The organism is Blautia marasmi (genome assembly GCF_900258535.1).
In the GTDB taxonomy this organism is placed as follows: domain Bacteria; phylum Bacillota; class Clostridia; order Lachnospirales; family Lachnospiraceae; genus Blautia; species Blautia hominis.
The window spans coordinates 1261832-1283374 of sequence record NZ_OIWX01000001.1 but is presented as its reverse complement, the minus strand read 5'-3'; the positions used below and the strand labels follow the sequence as shown (position 1 = coordinate 1283374).

Sequence of the window (21543 nt, the reverse complement as noted above, 5' to 3'; positions counted from 1 at the left end):
TGTATAATTGCACTATAAAATATAAGGAAAAGAGGGTGCGATATGAGCAATATTGTAATTACTGGTAAAGACCTCACACTGGAACAGATTGCTTTAATTTGTCGTGAGAATGCAAAAATTGAGTTAGCCGAGGAGGCAAAACAGAACATTATCGAATCAAGAAAAGTGGTGGATGACCTTGTTGCGGAAGAGAAGGTTGTCTATGGGATCACTACCGGATTCGGTAAATTCAGTGATGTTGTGATTTCTCAGGACCAGTGCAAGGCTCTTCAGAAAAACCTGATCATCACCCATGCGGTTGGTGCTGGTGATCCGTTCCCCGTTGATGTTGCAAGAGGTATTATGCTGCTTAGGATCAACAACCTGGTGAAAGGTTTTTCAGGCATTCGTCTGGAAACCGTTCAGACTATGGTTGATATGCTGAATAAAGGTGTTACTGCGTTTATCCCGGAGAAAGGTTCCCTTGGAGCTTCCGGAGACCTGGCACCCTTATCTCATATGGTTCTGCCGATGCTGGGCCTGGGTATGGCTTACTATGAAGGAGAGCTCCTTCCGGGTGCAGAGGCTATGAAGCGTGCAGGTATCCCGACGATTGAACTGTCCGCAAAAGAAGGACTGGCTCTGAACAATGGTACACAGGCTATGACAAGCGCCGGTTCACTGGCACTGCACGACGCGCTGCAGCTTCTGAAGGTTGCAGATATTGCAGACTCTCTGTGCTTTGAGGCGCAGAACGGTGTTGTGAGCGCTCTGGATCATCGTCTGCATGATGTACGTCCCCATTCAGGACAGCTTGCAACAGCAAGAAACCTGCTGAGACTTCTGGACGGCAGCAAGAACACCACACGCCAGGGCGAGATCCGCGTACAGGATGCTTATTCCTTGCGTTGTTCACCGCAGATCCACGGCGCAAGCAAGGATGCAGTGAATTATGTACTTGACCATGTAAATATTGAGATCAACTCTGTAACAGATAACCCGATCATCTTTAAAGAGGATAAGAACGGAATCTCCGGCGGTAACTTCCACGGACAGCCTATGGCATTAAGCTTTGACTTCCTGGGAATCGCAGTTTCCGAGCTGGCTAACGTTTCTGAGAGACGTATTGAGCGTCTGGTCAACCCGGCATACAGTGAACTGCCTGCATTTTTAACACCTCACGGCGGCGTTTGCTCCGGATTCATGATCGTGCAGTATTCTGCAGCAGCATTAGTTTCCGAGAATAAAGTTCTTGCACATCCGGCATCTGTTGACAGTATCCCGTCATCCGCCGGTCAGGAAGACCACGTATCCATGGGTACGATCGCTGCCAGAAAAGCAGGGGAGATCGCTAAGAATGTAAGACGTGTTCTGGCTATGGAGCTTATGGTTGCATGCCAGGGTATTGATATGCGCGGCAATAAAGGTCTGGGCAAAGGAACACAGGCTGCTTATGACTTAGTCCGCAAACAGGTTGCCACATTAGATGAGGACCGTGAATTATATGGTGATATCAACTACTGTGAAGAAATTATTAAGGATGGCTCTCTCGTCAAAGCGGTAGAGGAGGCCCTTGGCGGAGCTATAGAAACAAAATAAATTCTTAAACTGTCCTGCAAAAATAATTTAAGAAAAGAGGGTAAGTCTTAATGGGAAAAAAAGAAAAGAAAGAACGTACAGTTCGCCTTCCTAATTTTATCGAAGCGATCATTCCGATCGTTGTCATGATGGCACTCATGCTTTATGGCTTCGTAGGAGGAAGCGGATACAGCGATGCCCATATGCCGTTACTGGTATCTATCGTAGTGGCTTGTATCATCGGCTGTCTCTGCGGACACAGCTTCTCCGACATGCTGGCTGGTATGTTGGACAGGCTGAATGCTACAATGGAAGCGATACTGATTCTTTGTACAGTTGGTATTCTCGTGGCATCTTTCATTATGTCCGGTACAATTCCGGCCCTGATCTATTACGGCCTGGATTTACTGACACCTAAGCTTTTCCTGCCAATCGGCTGTATTATGTGTGCTGTTGTTGGTCTGGCATGTGGTTCTTCCTGGACTGCTACCGCTACCATCGGTATTGCTTTTTTAGGTATTGGTGCAGGTCTTGGTATTAATCCTGCCATCACAGCCGGTATGATCATCTCCGGCGCATACGTGGGAGATAAATTCTCACCGCTGTCCGATACTACAAACCTGGCAGCAGCAGTTTCGGAGACGGGACTGTTTGACCACGTTACGGCCATGGTCTCGACCACCGGGCCAACGTTTGTGATCGCCTTGATCTTATATACGATCATGGGCCTGAATATTGATACATCAGGATTTGATGCCTCTGTTGCAACAGATTTGCAGGCAGCACTGGCAGAAGGCTTTAATTTAAGTCCGATCCTGCTGCTTCCTATTGTTGTGATCGTGGTTGTTTGTATCATGAAGGTACCGGGACTGGTTGGTATTTCCATCTCTGTGGGATGCGGTGTTCTGTTTGCAGCAGTTTTCCAGGGTATGCACAGCTTAGGAGAACTGTTCGACGTTCTGCATTATGGTACAACATTTGAATCCACCAACGATCTGGCCAACGACTTGTTGAGCAGGGGAGGTATGGACCACCAGATGTGGACCATTAACCTGATCTTGCTGGCTGTAGCCTACGGCGGTGCTTTGGAGCGCTGCGGATGTGTGGATACACTGTTCGGAGGTCTGAAGAAGAGACTTCACTCTGTGGGAAGTCTTATCCTTGCCACACTTCTGACATCCTTATTCTGCGATGCTACCATGTGCGACCAGTTCCTGGGAATTGGTGTGCCGGCTCCGCTTTATGTGGACAAATATGATGAGATGGGTCTGGGACGAAATATGTTGTCCAGGATATTGGAGGACTGTGGTACTCTATGGGCAGTTATGTTCCCGTGGACGGGCTGCGGCGCTTACCAGATGGGCGTTCTGGGAGTGCATCCGTTCATGTACTTCCCATTTGCATTCGTTAACTTGTTAAACCCGATTCTTGCAGCAATCCTGGCGTTCCTGGGACGCAATATCTTCTGGGCTGACGGCGCGTATACCAATATTTTTGGAAAGACGACCATGCGCAAACCGGCTGCGGCTCCGGCAGATAAACATGAGCTGGCAGTGAAGAATCTTGAAGCTATGCGTGCAGCAGGTAAAGCACCGAGAGCACAGGCATAAACATGATGTCTATTGTTTTTTGAAAGGAGTATCATAGTGAGTGTTGAGCATCTTCCCTGGGACTCATTAGAAGGACCGATATATTATGCAAGGGATTTGAAACCACGTAAACCGTGGGTGACATATGGCTGCTGGATCTTATCCGCTGCCCTGATTATCGGCGGTATTATCACGCCTTACCGCGTGGCTGCTGTATTTGGTGTGTTGTACATACTGACACTGATGATGAAAAAAGATACCGTCATTACCGAGAGGGGACTGGAGATTTTTTATCAGATGAGGATTACCACACACTATGATTTTTGGAGCTGGAAAGAGATCGTTTCGGTGATCCGCGAGGACAGAAAGCATCCGGAACTGATAGCGCTCCATTTTGGCAGGGGCAATAGAAGCAAGCGCTTGTTTTTCACAAAGGCAGATGCAAAACAGATTATGGTACTGGCCAGAAAGAAAAATTCCAGAGCTGTGGTGGCGGATGCTGACCCGCGGCAGATGGCTGGCTACAAGAAAAAGAAATAGTTACTTGGAATATGTCCTGGAAATCTGTTTTATACATACGGATTTCCAAATTATAGGGAAGGGAAAGTAAACTCCTCTTACTTTCCCGGATAGAGAGGCTGCGCACTTATGAGTTTTGTAAGTGTGCAGTCTCTTCTTAACGATATTGTTACTGTACACTCCGTGTCCAGTAACACGCTTCGCGATGCACAGATATGGAGCATTCTGCACCATATCGCGCTGGCTGCCTCAGGATTTTCATGCTTCCGGCATGAAAACGCCTCCCGGAACAGTGGCCTGTGTACAGTAACACAATATTTAGCAATGGATAAATTGGACAAAAAAAGACTGGATTTATGAATGAATATGTGATAAAATCAGTGTAATTCAGGAGATAACTGGAGAAGCTAATTATAGGAGGTATATAATATTATGAAAAAATATGTATGTGAACCATGCGGATATGAATATGACCCTGAGGTAGGAGATCCTGAGAACGGAATCGCACCGGGAACTTCATTTGATGATATTCCGGAAGACTGGGTTTGCCCGATCTGCGGTATGGGAAAAGAAGTATTTGTAGAAGCTTAAATGAAATAGGAATGGCTGCCGCTAAAAACGGCAGCCATTCTGTGTTCAGCGGTCAACTAACTGTCCTCCGGGCAGTTTTTTTATTTCTTCCACATCATTGTAACTGCTCACGATCTCCTTCAGGCGGATAATGGAATCGGTCAGGTATTTGTCCTTGTGGTATACAAAGGAAAAGTCCCTGTTCCATTCTTTGTGAGGGCCGGTGAATACATGGATCTCTTGGTTCTGGATCTCTTTTTCCAGAAGACGGATGGAGATAACAGCCATACAGTTGTTGATCTGTATGGCATTTTTTATGGAATCAGGGGTGCTCTCCTCAAAGACTGTGTGGATATCAAGGCCGTGGCGGACAATGAAATTTTCAAACAGCTCTCTTGTGCCGCTGCCGGGCTCTCTCTTTACAAAATCGTGTCCGTTCAGCTCATTGATAAATAAGGTATGACGGCCATAAAAAAGATGGTTTTGACCGCATGCAAGTACAAGCATGTCATCTATGAGGGGGATGCTGATCAGATCACGGCTTTTGACCCTGCCCTCCACGATGCCCACATCCAGTTCCATGTTCAGAAGCTTCTGTTCTATGATCTGCGTATTATTCATATAAGAATAAATATCAAGGTCCGGCTGTTCCATTTTCAGGTCCCGGACTACCTTAGAGAGGATGCCGCTGCCAAGGGTAATGGTACCGCCGATGCGGATCTTCTCCCGCCGGTTTTCCTTTCGCATGCTCTCCTCAAGGCTTTCAAACTGTGTGACAAGCTGTTTGGCAGTGACATAGAGGGTTTTGCCATCCTCTGTGATATACAGTTTTTTAGAGAGACGTTCAAAGAGCAGGGTCCCATAGTGTTCCTCCAGTTCCCGGATTGCCTGGCTGACGGAGGGCTGGGTGATGAAAAGCTGTTCCGCTGCCAGGCTCATCTTTCCCGCTTCTGCAACAGCCAGAAATATTTTCAGATGTCGGATTGTCATAACACATCTCCTTTATCATAGGTAAGTTACTGTACACTCCGTGTCCAGTAACACGCTTCGCGATGCACAGATATGGAGCATTCTGCCCCATATCGCGCTGGCTGCCTCGGGATTTTCATGCTTCCGGCATGAAAATGCCTCCCGGTACAATCGCCTGTGTACAGTAACATAGGTAAAACCTATTAATTATATAATATTATATTACTTTTCTTATACATGTACAAGTGCTATACTGGATATAAAGCTAAGGAAAATAATTCCTGTTACTGATCGTATAACACTATCCCGCGGACAGTAACGAATCCTTGGTCACTGTTCGCAGGCAGGTCTGCAGACCGTAACGATTTCGGAACGGAGACGGGAGCAGGGACCGGATAACACGAAAAGCAAATTTGAGAAAAGAAGGTATGGGCTATGAAGGTATTGATCATTGGCGGTGTAGCCGCAGGTACAAAGGTAGCAGCAAAACTGAAAAGAGAAAGCAGAGAAACAGAAGTTCTGATTCTGACCAAGAGTGAAGACATATCTTATGCAGGATGCGGACTTCCTTATTATGTAGGGGATGTCATTCATGAGAGAAGCCAGCTGATCGTCAACACACCTCAGAAATTTGCAAAACTGACAGGTGCGGAAGTGGAGACAGGCATTGAGGTGACAGGGCTTGACCGCCAGGGCAGAAAGGTCACTGCAAAAGACTTAAAATCCGGTGAGACAAAAGAGTATACATATGATAAACTGGTAATAGCAACAGGTGCGTCTCCGGTTGTACCGCCCCTTCCGGGACTGGATATGAAAAATGTATTTCTTATGAGGACTCCTGATGATGCGGAAGCGCTCAGAAAAGCAGCAGAGTCGGGCACAATTAAGCGTGCAGTGATCGCAGGCGGTGGATTTATCGGCCTGGAAGTTGCAGAGAATCTTCAGAGCCGCGGCATCCGCACCACAGTTCTGGATATGCTGCCACACATTATGCCGGGATTTGACCCGGAGATGGCAGAGTTTGTGGAAAACCACCTGGCAGACCAGGGGATCATGACACTCCTCGATACAAAGCTGGAAGGCGTGGAAGGCAGCGGAACGGTTGAGAAGGTCAAAACATCCAGAAGAGCCATCAAAGCGGATGCGCTGGTGCTCTCCCTTGGTATCCGTGCAAATACTGCATTCCTAGCTGATACGGGCATCGAGCTTGCGCCAAACAGGACCGTTTTAGTAGATGATCATATGAGGACCAATGACGAGGATATTTATGCGCTGGGGGACTGCTCCATGATCACCAACCGCATGACACAGGCCAGGGCATGGTCACCTATGGGGTCCTCAGCTAACATTGAGGGCAGGATCGCGGCACAGAATATTGCCGGTGCTGATGTTTCCTATCCCGGTGTTCTGGGAACGGGTGTGGTAAAACTGCCGGGTCTGAACGCAGGCCGCACAGGACTTACAGAGCAGGTGGCAAAGGATGTAGGACACGATGTGGTTTCCGTTGTGGCTGTAGTGGATGATAAGGCTCATTATTATCCGGGAGCAGATTCCTTCCTGGTTAAGATGATCGCGGATAAGACAACAGGTGAATTCCTGGGTATCCAGGTTCTTGGAAAAGGTGCTGTAGACAAGATGGTGGATATCGCTGTAGTGGCACTGAGTCTGAAGGCCACGGTGCAGCAGCTGGAGCATCTGGATTTTGCTTATGCACCGCCGTTCTCAACCGCTATCCATCCATTTGCACACTGCATCAATATCCTTCTGAACAAGATGTCCGGTTCTTTCGAGACCTTTACTCCGGTTGAGTTTGCGGAGGGCAAGGCAGAAGGTTATAAGGTGATCGACGCTTCTTTGAAACCAACCCTGGAAGGTGTGGAGTTCATGAACCTGGAGGAAGTTGACGGAGAAGTGGAAGGACACAGCAAGGATGAGAAGATGCTTCTGGTATGTGCAAAAGGAAAAAGGGCATACATGCTGCAGAACCGCCTGAAATCTTATGGGTATACCAATACAAAGGTTCTGGAAGGCGGAAGTACCTTTAACGGGGAAGATTTGATGGAAGACTGACAAAATGAGCAATAGAAACAACAGGATCACACAGGACAGGCAAGGCCATAAAAGATAAAAAGTTGGAGGAAATTAAAATGGCAACATTAACAGTGAGCAGTGAAGATGAAAAAAGAGTAAAAGCCCTGGGCTTTTTGAGCAACAAGGGAACCGATAATTTTTCCGCCAGGATCATTACAAAGAACGGAAAAATTACAGCAGAACAGCAGATTTGTATTGGGGAGGCGGCAAAGCTGTACGGCAACGGCGCAGTTACATATACCACACGTCTTACCATTGAAGTACAGGGAGTTCCCTATGAGAAGATCGACGAGTTCCGTGCCTATATCCAGAAATGCGGGCTGGACACAGGCGGTACCGGTTCCAAAGTGCGCCCTGTGGTTTCCTGTAAAGGAACTACCTGCCAGTACGGTCTTTTAGATTCCTTTGGTCTTTCAGAGGAAATCCATGATGAGTTTTATGTAAACTGGCATGATGTAAAACTGCCTCATAAATTTAAGATCGCCGTGGGCGGATGTCCAAATAACTGCGTAAAGCCTAACCTGAATGATCTTGGTATTGTGGGCCAGCTCATTCCCAACTATGATGAGGACATGTGCAGCGGATGTAAGAAATGCGGAGTTGTGAAAGCCTGTCCTATTGATGCCGTGAAACTGGTTGACGGCATTATGGAACTTGACAGAGAGAAATGTATCAACTGTGGACGCTGTATCGGAACCTGTCATTTTGACGCCATCGAGGATGGTACTTACGGATATAAGATTTACCTGGGCGGAAGATGGGGAAAGAAAATTGCCATTGGCAAGCCTATGAGCAAGATTTTCACAACCAAGGAAGAGCTTATGAGCGTGATTGAGAAAACACTGCTTCTGTACAGGGAACAGGGAAAGACAGGGGAGCGTTTCTCCGATACCATTGAACGTCTTGGATTTGAGAATGTGGAAGCGCAGCTGATCTCTGATGAGATCCTGGAGAGGAAAGAGGAAATCCTTTCCGCCAAGCTCCATGAGGTGGGCGGAGCTACCTGTTAATAAGGAGAGTCCTGACACAAACTGTTTTTCTGCATTGACAAAAGAATTATGGATTGCTATGATTAATAGCAAAGAAACGAAGAGGGTATCTTTTACAGACACCCTCTTTTTTCTCTGCGGACTGGATAGGGGATTATGCTGTCCGGAGGAAAAGAAAAAGGAGAACACGGGTTACAAAGCAAAGGAGGCAGCTGCGATGAAATTTACAAAGATGCAGGGAATCGGCAATGATTATGTGTATGTGAACTGTTTTCAGGAGACAGTGGAAGATCCGTCTGAAGCCGCAAGAAAGGTCAGTGACCGGCATTTCGGCATTGGATCTGACGGGTTAATCCTGATCAAACCTTCAGAGAAAGCAGATTTTGAGATGGAAATGTATAACGCGGACGGCAGTCAGGGCGCCATGTGCGGCAACGGCATCCGCTGTGTGGCAAAATATGTGTACGACTACGGCCTGACAGACAAGACAAGAATCAGTGTGGATACCAAAAGCGGAATCAAATATCTGGATCTGACGGTGAAAAACGGCAGGGTAGCCCAGGTGAAAGTGAATATGGGAAAGCCGGAGTTTCACACGGAAAATATCCCCATGAAGCATAAAAAAGAAAAAGTCATCCGGGAGCCTCTGGCTGTCAATCAGCAGGTCTACGAGGTGACTGCGGTTTCCATGGGAAATCCCCATGCAGTTGTGTTCATGGATGATGTAAAAGGGCTGGATATTAAAGAAATCGGTCCGTATTTTGAGAAACACGAGGCATTTCCTGAGGGGGTTAACACAGAGTTTGTCCGGGTCCTGGACGAGAAGACCGTGGAGATGCGGGTTTGGGAGAGAGGCAGCGGGGAGACCCTGGCCTGCGGAACCGGAGCCTGTGCAGTGGCGGCGGCCTGTGTGATGAACGGATATACAGAGGAGGAGGTAACGGTAAAACTGCTGGGCGGCGACCTGAAGATTTTCTGGGACAGAAAAGAGAATACCATTTACATGACAGGTCCGGCGGAAGTGGTTTTTGACGGTACGATAGAACTATGAGATTTAGCATGACAACAGAGGACAAGCGGTTCTACAGAAATGTATGGAGGCTTGTCATGCCTATGGCACTTCAGAACCTGATCAACGTGGGGGTTACATCCACGGACGTTATCATGCTGGGAAGAGTGGGTGAGACTGCCCTTTCCGGCGTTTCCCTGGCTAACCAGGTGTACTTTATATTGTCACTGATCTTCTTCGGGCTCACCTCAGGGGCCTGTGTGCTGACTGCCCAGTATTGGGGAAAACATGATACCAGAACCATTGAGAAGGTCATGGGCATGTCTTTTCGGATCGCCATTTTGTCTGCAGCAGTATTTACGGCGCTGGCTCTGTGTGTGCCGGACCTGCTGATGCGGATCTTTACTTCGGACGAGGCGATCATTGCGGAGGGCGTGAGTTATCTGCGGATCGTGGCATTTTCATACATACTTGCAGCGTTTACCAATGTATATCTGAACATAATCAGAAGTATTGAGCGTGTGGTCATCGCCACGGTGGTGTACGCCACATCCCTGTCTGTGAATATCATACTGAATGCAATATTTATCTTCGGCCTTTTTGGGGCGCCGGCTCTGGGGGCAGCGGGTGCGGCTATCGGCACGCTCTGCGCCAGGGCTGTGGAGGTTATCATTGTGGTATATTATGCGCGGAAGAAAAATGATGTGGTCCGCATCCGCATAAAAGATATGTTTAAGAGATATAAGTGGCTGGAAAAGGACTTTTTCGTGTATGCGTTTCCGGTGCTCCTCAATGAATTTGCCTGGGGCGCGGGTATGGCTGCCATATCCTCCATTGTAGGGCATCTGGGCAGCGCCTCTGTGGCAGCGCATTCCGTGGCACAGGTGTGCAGACAGTTGTCCATGGTCATTGCCTTTGGCATCTCCAACGCCACGGCCATCATGATAGGCAAGGCGATCGGGGAGAAGAAAGAGGAACTTGCCAGGGACTATGGAAACCGGTTTGCCAAGCTGTCCCTCTTGTTTGGGGCGGCGGGAGGTATCCTGATCCTGTTCATTTCTCCCTTTGTGTGCAATATGCTGAAACTGACGCCTCTGGCAAAATCCTATCTTCAGGTCATGATGGTGATCATGTCCTATTATGTGGTGGGGCAGTCCTTTAACTCCACGTTGGTGGTGGGCGTGTTCCGGGCCGGGGGTGATACCATGTTCGGGCTGTTTTTGGATGTGGGGATCATGTGGCTCTGCTCTATTTTCGCTGCGGCTGTGGCAGCCTTTGTGATACATGTACCCATGCCATGGGTTTACATAATCTTGTGCAGCGATGAAGTGATAAAGGTGCCGTTTTCCTGGAAGCGGTATAAAAGTTATAAATGGCTTAATAATATTACGCGATAAAAAATGCAGAGGCCACAGGGCTTTGATGGGGATATTGGATTAAATTCGTCAAGAATTTGTGCAATATTCCCACTTCCATTTCAAAGAAAAACATGATATACTTTGTGATACAAAATCTGGTAATAACAAAAGAATAAAATAATAAGTGACACAAGATGTAGTGCTGCAATGAGGTGAAGGCAATGATTTATGTGATTAAAAAAGACGGAACAAGAGAAGAATTTGACGTACAGAAGATAGTCAGAGCAGTCAATAAATCCGCGGAAAGAATTATGTACAGCTTTACGGAGCAGGAGATTGACTTTCTGTGCAGATATGCCACAGATAAGGCAGAATCCCTGGGAAAGGGTGAAATCACTATCCAGGAGATGCACAATATCGTGGAGGGAGCACTGGAGCAGGTGAACCCTGCGGTTGCCAAGAGCTACCGGGATTACAGAAATTATAAGCATGATTTTATCCACATGATGGACGAGGTGTATACCAAAAGCCAGTCCATCCGTTATATCGGTGACAAGAGTAATGCAAATACGGACAGTGCTCTGGTCGCGACCAAGAGGAGCCTGATATTTAATGAACTGAACAAGGAACTGTACCGTAAATTCTTTATGAACCGCAATGAGCTGCAGGCATGTAAGGACGGTTATATTTACATTCACGACCAGTCCGCAAGGCTGGATACCATGAACTGCTGTCTCTTCGATGTGGCCAATGTGCTGAAGGGCGGATTTGAGATGGGGAATGTGTGGTACAATGAACCGAAGACACTGGATACCGCCTTTGATGTTATGGGGGATATCATTCTGAGTACAGCGGCCCAGCAGTACGGCGGGTTTACCGTGCCGGAGGTGGATAAGATACTTGCCCCTTATGCAGAGAAAAGCTACAGAAAATACAGAGAAGAATTTTTAAAATATGTAGACCCGGAGTGGGAACACGCGCAGGAGAAAGCGGAAACGTACGCATATGACAAGGTACAGCGGGATTTTGACCAGGGATGGCAGGGCATTGAGTACAAGCTCAATACCGTGGGTTCCTCCAGAGGAGACTATCCGTTTGTGACAGTGACACTGGGGCTGGGAACCGGGCGCTTTGAGAAGATGTGCAGTATTTCCCTGCTCAATGTGCATAAAGAAGGACAGGGAAAAGCAGGACACAGGAAACCGGTGCTGTTTCCCAAGATCGTCTTCTTATATGACGAGGCCATTCACGGGGAGGGCGGTGCCAGCGAGGATGTGTTTGAGGCCGGTATTGCGTGCTCAGCCAAAACCATGTATCCGGACTGGCTGTCCATGAGCGGGGAAGGCTATATTTCCAGTATGTACAAAAAGTATAAAAAGGTGATCAGTCCCATGGGATGCCGCGCCTTTTTAAGCCCCTGGTATGAGCGGGGCGGTATGACACCTGCGGATGACCGGGATGTGCCCGTGTTTGTGGGAAGGTTCAATGTGGGGGCTGTCAGCCTGCATCTGCCCATGATCCTGGCAAAAGCCAGAGCGGAGAACCGTGATTTTTATGAGGTGCTTGACTTTTATCTGGAGATGATCCGCCAGCTTCATATCAGAACTTATGACTACCTGGGGGAGATGAAAGCATCCACCAATCCGCTGGCATACTGTGAGGGCGGATTTTACGGAGGCAGTTTAAAACCCTCTGACAAGATAAAACCCCTTCTGAAGCCTATGACAGCTTCCTTTGGCATCACCGCGCTCAACGAGCTGCAAGAGCTGTACAACGGAAAGTCTATCCGGGAGGACGGTGCCTTTGCCCTGGAAGTCCTTCAGTATATCAACAGTAAGGTGACCCAGTTCAAGGAGGAGGACGGCAATCTGTACGCGATCTACGGCACCCCGGCAGAGAGCCTGTGTGGTCTGCAGGTGGAGCAGTTCAGGAAGATGTACGGCATCGTGGAGGGCGTGTCGGACCGTCCCTATGTCAGCAACAGTTTCCACTGCCATGTGACAGAGGAGATCACCCCCATTGAGAAGCAGGACTGCGAGGGCCGTTTCTGGGAGCTGTGCAACGGCGGCAAGATCCAGTATGTGCGCTATCCCATCGGGTACAACACAGATGCGATCCGGGCGCTGGTGAGAAGAGCCATGACGCTGGGATATTATGAGGGTGTGAATCTTTCCCTGGCTTACTGTGATGACTGCGGCCATGAGGAGCTGGAGATGGATGTGTGCCCGGTCTGCGGATCCACAAACCTGACTAAGATTGACAGGATGAACGGGTATCTGTCGTACAGCCGTGTACATGGTGATACCAGGCTGAACACTGCCAAGATGGCGGAGATTGCAGAGCGCAGATCCATGTAAAGCGCAGAGATGACGGACAAGGATAAGGCTGCCCTTTTGGGGCGGCCTTTTGTGTGGTTTTTTGAGGTTTTGTGATGTTTTTCCATTCCCTTTTTTTTAGAAGTGTGGTACGATTAATTCGATTTCGTTTTGTGAGGAAAACGGGAAAAGAGCAAGACACAGGGGAGAGAAAGGACGGAACAACATGAACTCTTATAATTATTTACTGGACCTGGCGCTTATATTACTGAGCACCAAGGTTTTTGGACTTCTTACCAGGAAAGTCAGGATGCCTCAGGTGGTGGGCGCCCTGCTTGCGGGACTGCTTTTGGGGCCGGCCTGTTTTGGGATACTGAAGCAGACGGAATTTATCCACGAAGTGTCGGAGATCGGTGTCATTGTGCTGATGTTCTGCGCAGGCCTGGAGACAGATATTGATGAACTGAAAAGGAGCGGCAAGGCCTCTTTTGTCATTGCCCTTTTAGGTGTGCTGGTTCCGCTTGCGGGAGGATTTGGAGTAGCCTGGTTCTTTAACCGGCCGGGCATGATAGCATCCAATGCGTCAGCAAGTATTATGCTGCAGAACATTTTTATCGGTGTCATTCTGACAGCCACCAGTGTGAGCATATCTGTGGAGACCTTAAAAGAGATGGGCAAGTTAAACACCAAGGCCGGTAATGCCATTCTGGGCGCTGCCATCATTGATGATGTGCTGGGCATTATCGCTCTGACTGTCATCACAAGCCTGGCGGATTCCAGCGTCAATGTGGTGGTTGTATTTGCAAAGATCGTGGGATTCTTCGTGTTCGTAGGTGTCGGCGGCTATGTGCTTCACATAGTTTTTAAAAAATGGGTGAAAGGTTATGAGAGGGACCTGCAGCGGTTCGTCATTATCTCCTTTGTTATCTGTCTGCTCTTTTCCTATTGTGCAGAAAAGTTTTTCGGTGTTGCGGACATTACAGGGGCATTTTTCGCAGGTCTGATCATCACAAAGACAACGCACACCAATTATATTGCAAGGCGGTTTGGGATTTTGTCCTATATTCTGCTGTCACCGGTGTTTTTTGCCAGCATTGGTATTCAGGTGGAACTTCCGGATATGAGTCCCATGATCGTGACATTTGCTGTGGTTCTGGTCATTGTCGCTGTGCTCACTAAGATCGTGGGCTGCGGTGTGGGCGCTAAAGTCTGTCAGTATAAGAACAAGGACTGTGTCCGCATCGGCATGGGCATGGTATCCAGAGGCGAGGTGGCCCTCATTGTTGCCGCAAAGGGCAATGCAGTAGGTCTGATGTCCTCCGCCCTTCTGGGGCCGATCGTGGTAGTGGTAGTTATCACTACGATCATTTCACCTATTCTGCTCAAGATGACCTTCAGTGAGAAGAGCGGCAAGGTGGAATATCAGGAGAATGAATACGCAAAACATATAGAAGAAGCCGAGGCGGCTGGAAAAAGCGATGCGTCCCGTTATGTGGGCGGAAAGCAGCAGGGAAAATAGAAACGGAAGGAAGTACAACAGATGAAGCTGAATCAGGCGGAAATATTGCAGAATTACCGCATAACCAGCGTTCAGGAGCAGGAAAAGATCCAGCGGCGCCTGGAGGCTCTGGGGATTCTGGAGGGGACAAAGGTAGTGGTCCTGAACAGAAAGAACAATGGTTCCACCATTATCAAGGTGAGAGGGACCAGATGGGCGCTTGGCAATGAGATCGCGGAGGGAATAGAAGTGGAGGAGCTTGGAGGATGAAAGAGGAAATTCGCGTAGGCTTTGCAGGCAATCCAAACTGCGGCAAGACCACTTTGTTTAACGCATATACAGGGGCAAACCTGAAGGTTGCCAACTGGCCGGGTGTCACGGTTGAGAAAAAAGAGGGGGAGACATCCTATAAAGGGCAGAAGATGAGGCTGATCGACCTGCCCGGCATTTACAGTCTCACCTCCTACTCCATGGAGGAGATGGTATCCCGGAAGGTTATTCTGGGCGGTGAGGTGGATGTGATCGTAAATGTTGTGGATGCCTCCGCTCTGGAAAGGAATCTGTATCTGACGCTGCAGCTTCTGGAGCTGGGGAAACCGGTCATCCTGGCTCTTAACATGATGGATATTGTGGAGGAGCGGGGAATGGAGCTGGACCTTCACAGACTTCCGGAAATGCTGGGCAATATTCCGGTGGTGCCTGTGTCTGCCAGAAAGAGGAGCGGCCTGGATGTACTTCTGCACGCAGTCAAGCATCATTATGAGGAGCCTGTGGCTGATCCGGTTGTCACTTACAGTCCGGATATTGAGAGAAAGATCCTGGAAGTGTCCAAGCGTATTAAAGCGGAACATCCTGACAGTGAAAATATCCGCTGGCACAGTATAAAGATCCTGGAAAATGATGAGCAGATATTCAAGGAGCATCCCCTTGATGTGTCTGACCTGATGGACAAGGATTATGAAAAACAGATCATCAATCAGAAATATGAATATATAGAGTCAGTTCTGGAAGAGTGTGTTTTCTATAAGGGAAACAGGGAATCCCTGACAGAGAAAGCGGACAGGGTTTTGACCCATCCCGTCTGGGGCGTTCCGGTTTTCCTGGGGATTATGGCGATGGTGTTTTTTCTTACCTTTACGGTGGGGGATGCCGTCAAAGGATTGTTTGAATCCTGGATGGATCTGGCTTTTACCGTGGCAAGGAACACCCTGGAAAATCTGGGTACCGCGGACTGGCTTGTCTCCCTGATCGTGGACGGGATCATGACCGGTGTGGGTGGTATCCTGACCTTTCTGCCTAACATCTTTATCCTGTTTCTGGCTCTGGCCTTTTTGGAGGACAGCGGCTATATGGCGCGTGTGGCCTATGTTATGGATGGGATCATGGGAAGGGTGGGACTCTCTGGCAAGGCATTTCTTCCCATGGTGCTGGGATTTGGGTGTACGGTTCCTGCCGTCATGGCATCCCGGACGCTGGAAAACCAGGAGGACAGGAAGAAGACCATACTCCTGACACCGTTTATGTCCTGTTCGGCAAGGCTGCCCATTTACGTTCTGTTTGCGGATATGTTCTTCGGAAAGTATGCCATGATCGCTGCTTTTTCCCTCTATGCGCTGGGTCTTCTCATGGCAATAGCCATAGCGCTGGTGATAGGAAAAGTGTGGAAGAGTGAAGAGAAAGCAACCCTTCTGATCGAACTTCCTGATTATAAAGTGCCGAATGCCAGGACGATCCGCATATATGTGTGGGAAAAGGTGAAGGATTATCTGACAAAAGCAGGTACAACCATTTTTGTTGCCTCCATTGTTATCTGGTTTATCCTGAATTACGGTATCCATGGCATGACTGCGGATGTGACACAGAGCTTCGGCGCGAAGATCGGAAAAGTGCTGGCACCGCTGCTGGTTCCGGCAGGGCTGGGCACATGGCAGATCGTGGTGGCGCTGATCTCCGGTCTGTCTGCCAAAGAGGTAGTAATATCCAGTTTTTCCGTGCTCTACGGTGTGAACAATGTAAACTCCGTGCAGGGGATGGCAGTGCTCAGCGCTTCACTGGGTACTGTGGGATTCGGTGCACTGAATGCCTACTCCCTGATGGTATTCTGTCTGCTGTATACACCGTGTGTGGCAACACTGGCCACTATCAAGAGGGAAACAAGGTCCTGGGCCTGGACTTTAAAAATGGTGTTGTTCCAGCTCATACTGGCATACGCGGCATCTGTGCTGGTCTTCCAGGTGGGAAGTCTGTTCCTGTAGTCTCCTGGTATGCCGTCGGTCAGAAACCATAGCAGCGGTGCTGCAGCTATGGTTTCTGGCCGGATGGCGTACCTGTGACAATCGTGTAAGAATCAATTATAGTGGGGGTGCTGTATCGGGCTTCGCAGGGAGCTTTTGGGTGCGGCACCTCCTTTGAATAGGAGGGAATATGGCAGTTACCATTATACTTGCTGCTGCGGTGGCAGCCTATGCCGGGTTTGTGATCCGAAAAAAGGTGAAAGATATAAAAAAAGGAAAATTCTGCAGCTGCAGCGGCAGCTGTGCGGACTGCGGCAGAGGCTGCGGGGGGCAGAAAAAGAAGGTGGATGAGTCATGAAGATCATGCTTATGGCAGTGAATGCCAAATATATACATTCTAATCTGGCGGTATACAGCCTGCAGTCTTATGCGGCCGGGCATGGGATCCGGGCAGATATTGCAGAGTATACCATTAATCAGCAGAAGGATGAGATCCTGCGGGGAGTATACAGGCAGAAGCCGGATGTACTTTGTGTATCCTGCTATATCTGGAATATTTCCTATGTAAAAGAGCTTATGGGGGATGTGAAAAAGATTCTGCCGGATACGGATATCTGGGTGGGTGGACCGGAGGTTTCTTTTGATGCGGAGACGTTTTTAAAGGGCTGTCCTTGGGCCTGCGGTGTTATGTGCGGGGAGGGGGAGGAGACTTTCCTGGAACTGGCCTCCCATTATGTGCAGCAGACAGGGAGCTTGGAAGACATTCAGGGGATCGTTTTCAGACAGGGCGAAGACATGATAAAGACAGGCCAAAGGCCCATCATGGATATGGACAAACTGGTATTTCCCTATGGGGATATGTCCTTGTTCTCTCATAAGATCATCTACTATGAGAGCAGCCGTGGCTGTCCTTTTTCCTGCAGCTACTGCCTGTCCTCCATTGACAAAAAACTGCGGTTCCGCAGCCTGGACCTGGTGCTTGATGAACTGCAGTTTTTTCTGGATCAAAGGGTGCCCCAGGTGAAATTTGTGGACCGCACATTCAACTGCAAAAAAGAACACGCCATGGCTGTCTGGACATATCTCAGGGACCATGACAACGGGGTAACGAACTTTCATTTTGAGATTGCCGCTGATTTATTGACAGAGGAAGAGATCAGTCTGATCGCTACCATGCGGCCGGGGCTGATCCAGCTTGAAATCGGGGTGCAGTCCACCAATGAAAAGACCATCCGGGAAATACGGAGAAAGACCAGTTTTGATAAAATTGAGGAGACCGTAAAGAAAGTGCAGAAGGGGCAGAATGTGCATCAGCATCTGGATCTGATCGCGGGACTTCCTTTTGAGGATTACAAAAGCTTCTGCCATTCCTTTGATCAGGTTTACAGCCTCAGGCCCCAGCAGCTTCAGCTTGGGTTTCTGAAGGTATTAAAAGGTTCTTATATGTATGAGAGGGCAGAGGCGTACGGATGTGTCTATCAGGAGACAGAACCCTATGAAGTCCTGAGGACCGACTGGATTTCCTATGGGGATATTTTGAAATTAAAAGGTGTGGAGGAGATGGTGGAGGTTTATTATAACAGCAGCCAGTTTATCCGCACAGTGACAGCTATGGAAGAGCTGTTTGCAGATGCCTTTTCCATGTATGAGGCTCTGGCAGCGTTTTATGATGAAAAGGGATACCGGGGGATCTCCCACACGCGTATCCGGAGGTATGAAATCCTTCTGGAATATCTGGAGGAGAGGCAGCAGGCGGATATGGCGTATTTCCGGGAACTGATGCTGTTTGACCTGTATGCCAGGGAAAACCTGAAGACCAGGCCTGCCTGGGCATGTGACATGGCACCCTATAAGAAAAAAGTAATGGAGTTCTACAAAAAAGAGGAGGAAGCCCCGGTTCTCCTTGGGGACTACAAAGGATATCAGGCCAGACAGACCATGAAAATGACCCATCTGGAAGTTTTCCACTACGATATAATGCGCGTTAGTGAGAAGCGTGCCGGCATTGTGCGAACAGCGGATGGCCAACATGCATTGCCTGCAAGAGGGGAGTTTCCGGTGCTTTTTGATTACCGGAAGCGGAACCCGCTGACTTATGATGCCGCCATGTACGCGGCTGACCTGCAGCTGTAGATGGGAACCGGGCCAGGCATGGACAGCAGCGGTAAATGTTTTGCCGGGAAACGGATTATAAAAATAAAGGAGATGACCATGACAAAAAGGACAAAAGAGATACTTGATAAACTGGATGAAGTCTATACAACAGAATATAAATGTTATCTGAACCATGAAAATCCGGGCCAGCTTCTGATCGCTACCATGTTAAGCGCCCAGTGTACAGATGCCAGGGTTAATATAGTGACAAAGGATTTATTTAAAAAGTACCCGGATATGCAGGCATTTGCCCATGCGGATTTAAAGGAGCTGGAGCAGGATATTAAGCCCACGGGATTCTATCACAACAAGGCAAAGAATATTATAGGATGTGCGCAGATGGTCTGTGAAAAATACGGCGGTGAGGTGCCGAGCACCCTGGAGGAGCTGACACTGCTTCCGGGCGTGGGGCGTAAGACTGCCAATGTCATCCGGGGAAATATTTTTCATGAGCCCAGTGTTGTGGTGGATACCCATGTAAAGCGGATCTCCAAACGCCTGGGATTCACAAAAGAGGAGGACCCTGAAAAGATTGAGATGGATCTTATGAAGGTTCTGCCAAAGGAACACTGGATCCTCTATAATATACAGATCATCACCTTTGGACGGCAGATCTGCTTTGCCAGAAGTCCGAAATGTGAGGAATGTTTTTTGACAGATTACTGTAAAGAGTATAAAGAACGACAAAAAAAGAAAAGGAAAAAGTAACGGATCAGCAGGCCCGGAGTTACTGTTCACTGGGTGAAGGCATCTGAACGTAACGGTTCAGTTTGTCTGAACTGTTACATGTGAACAGCAACGGTACGGACACTTACCGAGCAGTTACAGGGGAATTAAGGATATGGATGCATATATAGCTCTGGACCTGGAGACTACGGGATTGTCACCAAAATCAGACAGGATCCTGGAAATAGGCACTGTCAGGGTGGTGAATGGAATTGTGGAGGAAAGATGCAGCACACTCATTGATCCAAGGATGGAGATTCCGGAAAAGGTCACAGAACTGACGGGAATCACCCAGGATATGGTGGCGGGGATGCCGGAAATAAAAGATGTGGTGGCAGGTCTTGTTGCGTTCTGCGGTGATCTGCCGCTTCTGGGCCATAATATTATGTTTGACTACAGGTTTGTAAAGCACAGTGCAGTCAACAGCGGCCTCACTTTTGAGGCGGAGGGAATGGATACTCTGAAAATTTCCAGAGCGCTGCTTGCAGACCTTCCGAGCCGCAGCCTGCAGAGCCTCCGCTTACACTATGGGATCCCCCAGGAGAATGCCCACAGGGCACTGGACGATGCACTGACAACACACCTTCTGTATCAAAGGCTGAAACGTGAGTACGGTGAAGACAATGCAGAGCTGTTTACACCCAAAAAACTGAATTACAGAGTAAAAAAGCAGGGACCTGCCACACAGGCACAAAAACGCCACTTGCAGGAATTAGTAAAATATCATAGAATAGAGCTTAGCATGGATGTGGAGAGCCTGACTAAAAATGAAGCCTCCAGACTGATAGATACGATCCTAGGGTCTTATGGAAAGATTAAGAGGTGAAATGACAATGATGAATATGAACAATAAAAAAGTGAAACGCGTGGTTGCAGGTATTGTGGCAGGGATTCTGGTCCTGGCTATGGTCCTTCCCATGGCATTGTCCTTTTTAAACTGACAGACAGAGAGGACAGGGAACATGAAGATAGGAAAATTACCGGAACCGGTGCTGATCCGTTCCGTTTTAAAAGAAGTACAGCATAGAAGGCCGGAGGTCCTGGTCGGACCGGCAGTGGGACAGGACTGTGCGGTTTTGGAGCCGGCAAAAGGAGATGTGCTGGTATTCTCCTCTGACCCCATCACCGGGACCGTGAAGGATATCGGAAGCCACAGTGTGCATATCACAGCCAATGACCTGGCTGCTTCCGGGGCAGAGCCTCTGGGGATCATGGTGACGATACTTTTGACACCGGAGACAGAGGAAGCACAGCTAAAAGAGATGATGCGGGGGCTGGAGGCAGCCTGTGAACAGTTGAATATTGAGGTTATGGGAGGGCACACGGAGATCACAGATGTGGTGAAGCAGCCTCTCATTTCCATAACAGGTGTGGGCAGGATTCCAAAAGAAGAAGTTTTGACCACCTCTGCGGCAAAGCCCGGCCAGGATGTTGTCATAACAAAATGGATCGGACTGGAAGGCACTTCCATTGCTGCCAAAGAGAAAGAGGAAACTCTGCTGGAGCGTTTTGCCCCTTCTTTTGTGGAGACGGCGAAAAGGTTTGACCAGTATCTCTCCGTGGTACCCGAGGCCAGAGTGGCAAAAGCCTGGGGTGTTTCTGCCATGCATGACATTACGGAGGGCGGTGTGTTCGGTGCGCTCTGGGAGATGGGAAGCGGTTCCGGCACGGGTCTTGATATTGATCTGAAGAAGATACCCATTCGGCAGGAGACGGTGGAGGTGTGTGAGGTGCTGGGGCTGAACCCTTATATCCTCATGTCCAGCGGCTCTATGCTCATAACCACGGATGACGGTTTTGGTCTGGTCAGAAAGCTGGGGCAGGCGGGCATTCATGCGGCAGTGGTGGGAAAAGTCACGGACAGCAATGACAGGATCCTGAGAAATGGTGAGGATACCAGATATCTGGATAAACCCCAGAGTGACGAGCTTTATAAAATATATCTTGGATAAAGATCCGCAGGCG

18 protein-coding genes are annotated in these 21543 nt (G+C 48.6%); 17 read left to right on the top strand and 1 reads right to left on the bottom strand.

All coding sequences use genetic code 11. The features are described from left to right. Window positions 1-42: 42 nt before the first annotated feature. The 4 genes from hutH to rd all read left to right on the top strand — a co-directional run bounded on the left by hutH (window position 43) and on the right by rd (window position 4256). The gene (gene hutH / locus C6P39_RS05725) at window positions 43-1578 is read left to right on the top strand and encodes a histidine ammonia-lyase (RefSeq protein WP_065544521.1); all 1536 of its coding nucleotides are present in this window, start codon (window positions 43-45) and stop codon (window positions 1576-1578) included. 50 nt (window positions 1579-1628) lie between these two features. Further along, window positions 1629-3167, top strand: coding sequence for a Na+/H+ antiporter NhaC (nhaC, locus tag C6P39_RS05720; RefSeq protein ID WP_104803118.1), 1539 nt, complete (start codon window positions 1629-1631; stop codon window positions 3165-3167). Between the two features lie 36 nt (window positions 3168-3203). After that, window positions 3204-3686 carry a hypothetical protein gene (locus tag C6P39_RS05715; protein WP_095175440.1) on the top strand — a complete coding sequence of 161 codons (483 nt, stop codon included), beginning with the start codon at window positions 3204-3206 and terminating at the stop codon, window positions 3684-3686. 411 nt (window positions 3687-4097) lie between these two features. After that, entirely contained in the window at window positions 4098-4256 is a 159-nt protein-coding gene (gene rd, locus C6P39_RS05705; protein WP_095175439.1) for a rubredoxin, read from the top strand. 45 nt (window positions 4257-4301) lie between these two features. On the opposite strand, the gene C6P39_RS05700 is transcribed toward rd, so the two are convergent. Next, on the bottom strand, window positions 4302-5225 hold the full coding sequence (locus tag C6P39_RS05700) for a LysR family transcriptional regulator (RefSeq protein ID WP_095175438.1): 924 nt from the start codon (window positions 5223-5225) through the stop codon (window positions 4302-4304). 414 nt (window positions 5226-5639) lie between these two features. Between C6P39_RS05700 and C6P39_RS05695 the strand changes: the two genes are divergently transcribed. The 13 genes from C6P39_RS05695 (at window position 5640) to C6P39_RS05635 (ending at window position 21530) form a co-directional block, all read left to right on the top strand. Beyond that, window positions 5640-7274, top strand: a complete 1635-nt coding sequence (locus tag C6P39_RS05695) for an FAD-dependent oxidoreductase (protein WP_104803116.1) — start codon at window positions 5640-5642, stop codon at window positions 7272-7274. Window positions 7275-7351: 77 nt separating this feature from the next. Next, a complete protein-coding gene (locus tag C6P39_RS05690; protein WP_095175436.1) occupies window positions 7352-8305 on the top strand; it encodes a 4Fe-4S binding protein in 954 nt (317 codons plus the stop codon). A gap of 196 nt (window positions 8306-8501) precedes the next feature. Further along, window positions 8502-9335 (top strand): diaminopimelate epimerase, encoded by an 834-nt coding sequence (dapF, locus tag C6P39_RS05685; protein WP_104805863.1) that lies wholly within the window; start codon window positions 8502-8504, stop codon window positions 9333-9335. An 8-nt stretch (window positions 9336-9343) separates the two neighbouring features. Further along, entirely contained in the window at window positions 9344-10690 is a 1347-nt protein-coding gene (locus C6P39_RS05680; protein ID WP_330407030.1) for an MATE family efflux transporter, read from the top strand. A gap of 182 nt (window positions 10691-10872) precedes the next feature. After that, on the top strand, window positions 10873-13008 hold the full coding sequence (gene nrdD, locus C6P39_RS05675; RefSeq protein WP_095175433.1) for an anaerobic ribonucleoside-triphosphate reductase: 2136 nt from the start codon (window positions 10873-10875) through the stop codon (window positions 13006-13008). Between the two features lie 184 nt (window positions 13009-13192). After that, entirely contained in the window at window positions 13193-14485 is a 1293-nt protein-coding gene (locus C6P39_RS05670) for a cation:proton antiporter (protein ID WP_104803114.1), read from the top strand. A 21-nt stretch (window positions 14486-14506) separates the two neighbouring features. After that, complete coding sequence (locus C6P39_RS05665) at window positions 14507-14734, top strand: FeoA family protein (protein ID WP_095175431.1); 228 nt, start codon at window positions 14507-14509, stop codon at window positions 14732-14734. Then, entirely contained in the window at window positions 14731-16719 is a 1989-nt protein-coding gene (gene feoB / locus C6P39_RS05660) for a ferrous iron transport protein B (protein ID WP_104803113.1), read from the top strand. The genes C6P39_RS05665 and feoB overlap by 4 nt, the downstream gene beginning before the upstream one ends. Before the next feature lie 169 nt (window positions 16720-16888). After that, window positions 16889-17056, top strand: coding sequence for a FeoB-associated Cys-rich membrane protein (locus tag C6P39_RS05655; protein ID WP_095175429.1), 168 nt, complete (start codon window positions 16889-16891; stop codon window positions 17054-17056). After that, window positions 17053-18831 (top strand): B12-binding domain-containing radical SAM protein, encoded by a 1779-nt coding sequence (locus C6P39_RS05650; protein WP_104803112.1) that lies wholly within the window; start codon window positions 17053-17055, stop codon window positions 18829-18831. Before C6P39_RS05655 ends, C6P39_RS05650 begins: the two co-directional genes overlap by 4 nt. Window positions 18832-18909: 78 nt before the next feature. Further along, entirely contained in the window at window positions 18910-19560 is a 651-nt protein-coding gene (gene nth, locus C6P39_RS05645; protein WP_095175673.1) for an endonuclease III, read from the top strand. Between the two features lie 133 nt (window positions 19561-19693). Further along, window positions 19694-20404: a 3'-5' exonuclease gene (locus C6P39_RS05640; RefSeq protein WP_104803111.1), complete on the top strand. Its 711-nt coding sequence runs from the start codon at window positions 19694-19696 to the stop codon at window positions 20402-20404. 136 nt (window positions 20405-20540) lie between these two features. Next, window positions 20541-21530, top strand: coding sequence for an AIR synthase family protein (locus C6P39_RS05635; RefSeq protein ID WP_095175426.1), 990 nt, complete (start codon window positions 20541-20543; stop codon window positions 21528-21530). Window positions 21531-21543: the final 13 nt, after the last annotated feature.

What these genes read in the sequence shown, in the direction of transcription:
- C6P39_RS05665 (WP_095175431.1), top strand. Translation starts at nt 14,507, where the DNA reads ATGAAGCTGAATCAGGCGGAAATATTGCAGAATTACCGCATAACCAGC.
- nrdD (WP_095175433.1), top strand. Translation starts at nt 10,873, where the DNA reads ATGATTTATGTGATTAAAAAAGACGGAACAAGAGAAGAATTTGACGTA.
- C6P39_RS05635 (WP_095175426.1), top strand. Translation starts at nt 20,541, where the DNA reads ATGAAGATAGGAAAATTACCGGAACCGGTGCTGATCCGTTCCGTTTTA.
- C6P39_RS05700 (WP_095175438.1), bottom strand. Translation starts at nt 5,225, where the DNA reads ATGACAATCCGACATCTGAAAATATTTCTGGCTGTTGCAGAAGCGGGA.
- rd (WP_095175439.1), top strand. Translation starts at nt 4,098, where the DNA reads ATGAAAAAATATGTATGTGAACCATGCGGATATGAATATGACCCTGAG.
- C6P39_RS05680 (WP_330407030.1), top strand. Translation starts at nt 9,344, where the DNA reads ATGACAACAGAGGACAAGCGGTTCTACAGAAATGTATGGAGGCTTGTC.
- C6P39_RS05690 (WP_095175436.1), top strand. Translation starts at nt 7,352, where the DNA reads ATGGCAACATTAACAGTGAGCAGTGAAGATGAAAAAAGAGTAAAAGCC.
- feoB (WP_104803113.1), top strand. Translation starts at nt 14,731, where the DNA reads ATGAAAGAGGAAATTCGCGTAGGCTTTGCAGGCAATCCAAACTGCGGC.
- nth (WP_095175673.1), top strand. Translation starts at nt 18,910, where the DNA reads ATGACAAAAAGGACAAAAGAGATACTTGATAAACTGGATGAAGTCTAT.
- nhaC (WP_104803118.1), top strand. Translation starts at nt 1,629, where the DNA reads ATGGGAAAAAAAGAAAAGAAAGAACGTACAGTTCGCCTTCCTAATTTT.
- C6P39_RS05695 (WP_104803116.1), top strand. Translation starts at nt 5,640, where the DNA reads ATGAAGGTATTGATCATTGGCGGTGTAGCCGCAGGTACAAAGGTAGCA.
- hutH (WP_065544521.1), top strand. Translation starts at nt 43, where the DNA reads ATGAGCAATATTGTAATTACTGGTAAAGACCTCACACTGGAACAGATT.
- dapF (WP_104805863.1), top strand. Translation starts at nt 8,502, where the DNA reads ATGAAATTTACAAAGATGCAGGGAATCGGCAATGATTATGTGTATGTG.
- C6P39_RS05655 (WP_095175429.1), top strand. Translation starts at nt 16,889, where the DNA reads ATGGCAGTTACCATTATACTTGCTGCTGCGGTGGCAGCCTATGCCGGG.
- C6P39_RS05640 (WP_104803111.1), top strand. Translation starts at nt 19,694, where the DNA reads ATGGATGCATATATAGCTCTGGACCTGGAGACTACGGGATTGTCACCA.
- C6P39_RS05650 (WP_104803112.1), top strand. Translation starts at nt 17,053, where the DNA reads ATGAAGATCATGCTTATGGCAGTGAATGCCAAATATATACATTCTAAT.
- C6P39_RS05670 (WP_104803114.1), top strand. Translation starts at nt 13,193, where the DNA reads ATGAACTCTTATAATTATTTACTGGACCTGGCGCTTATATTACTGAGC.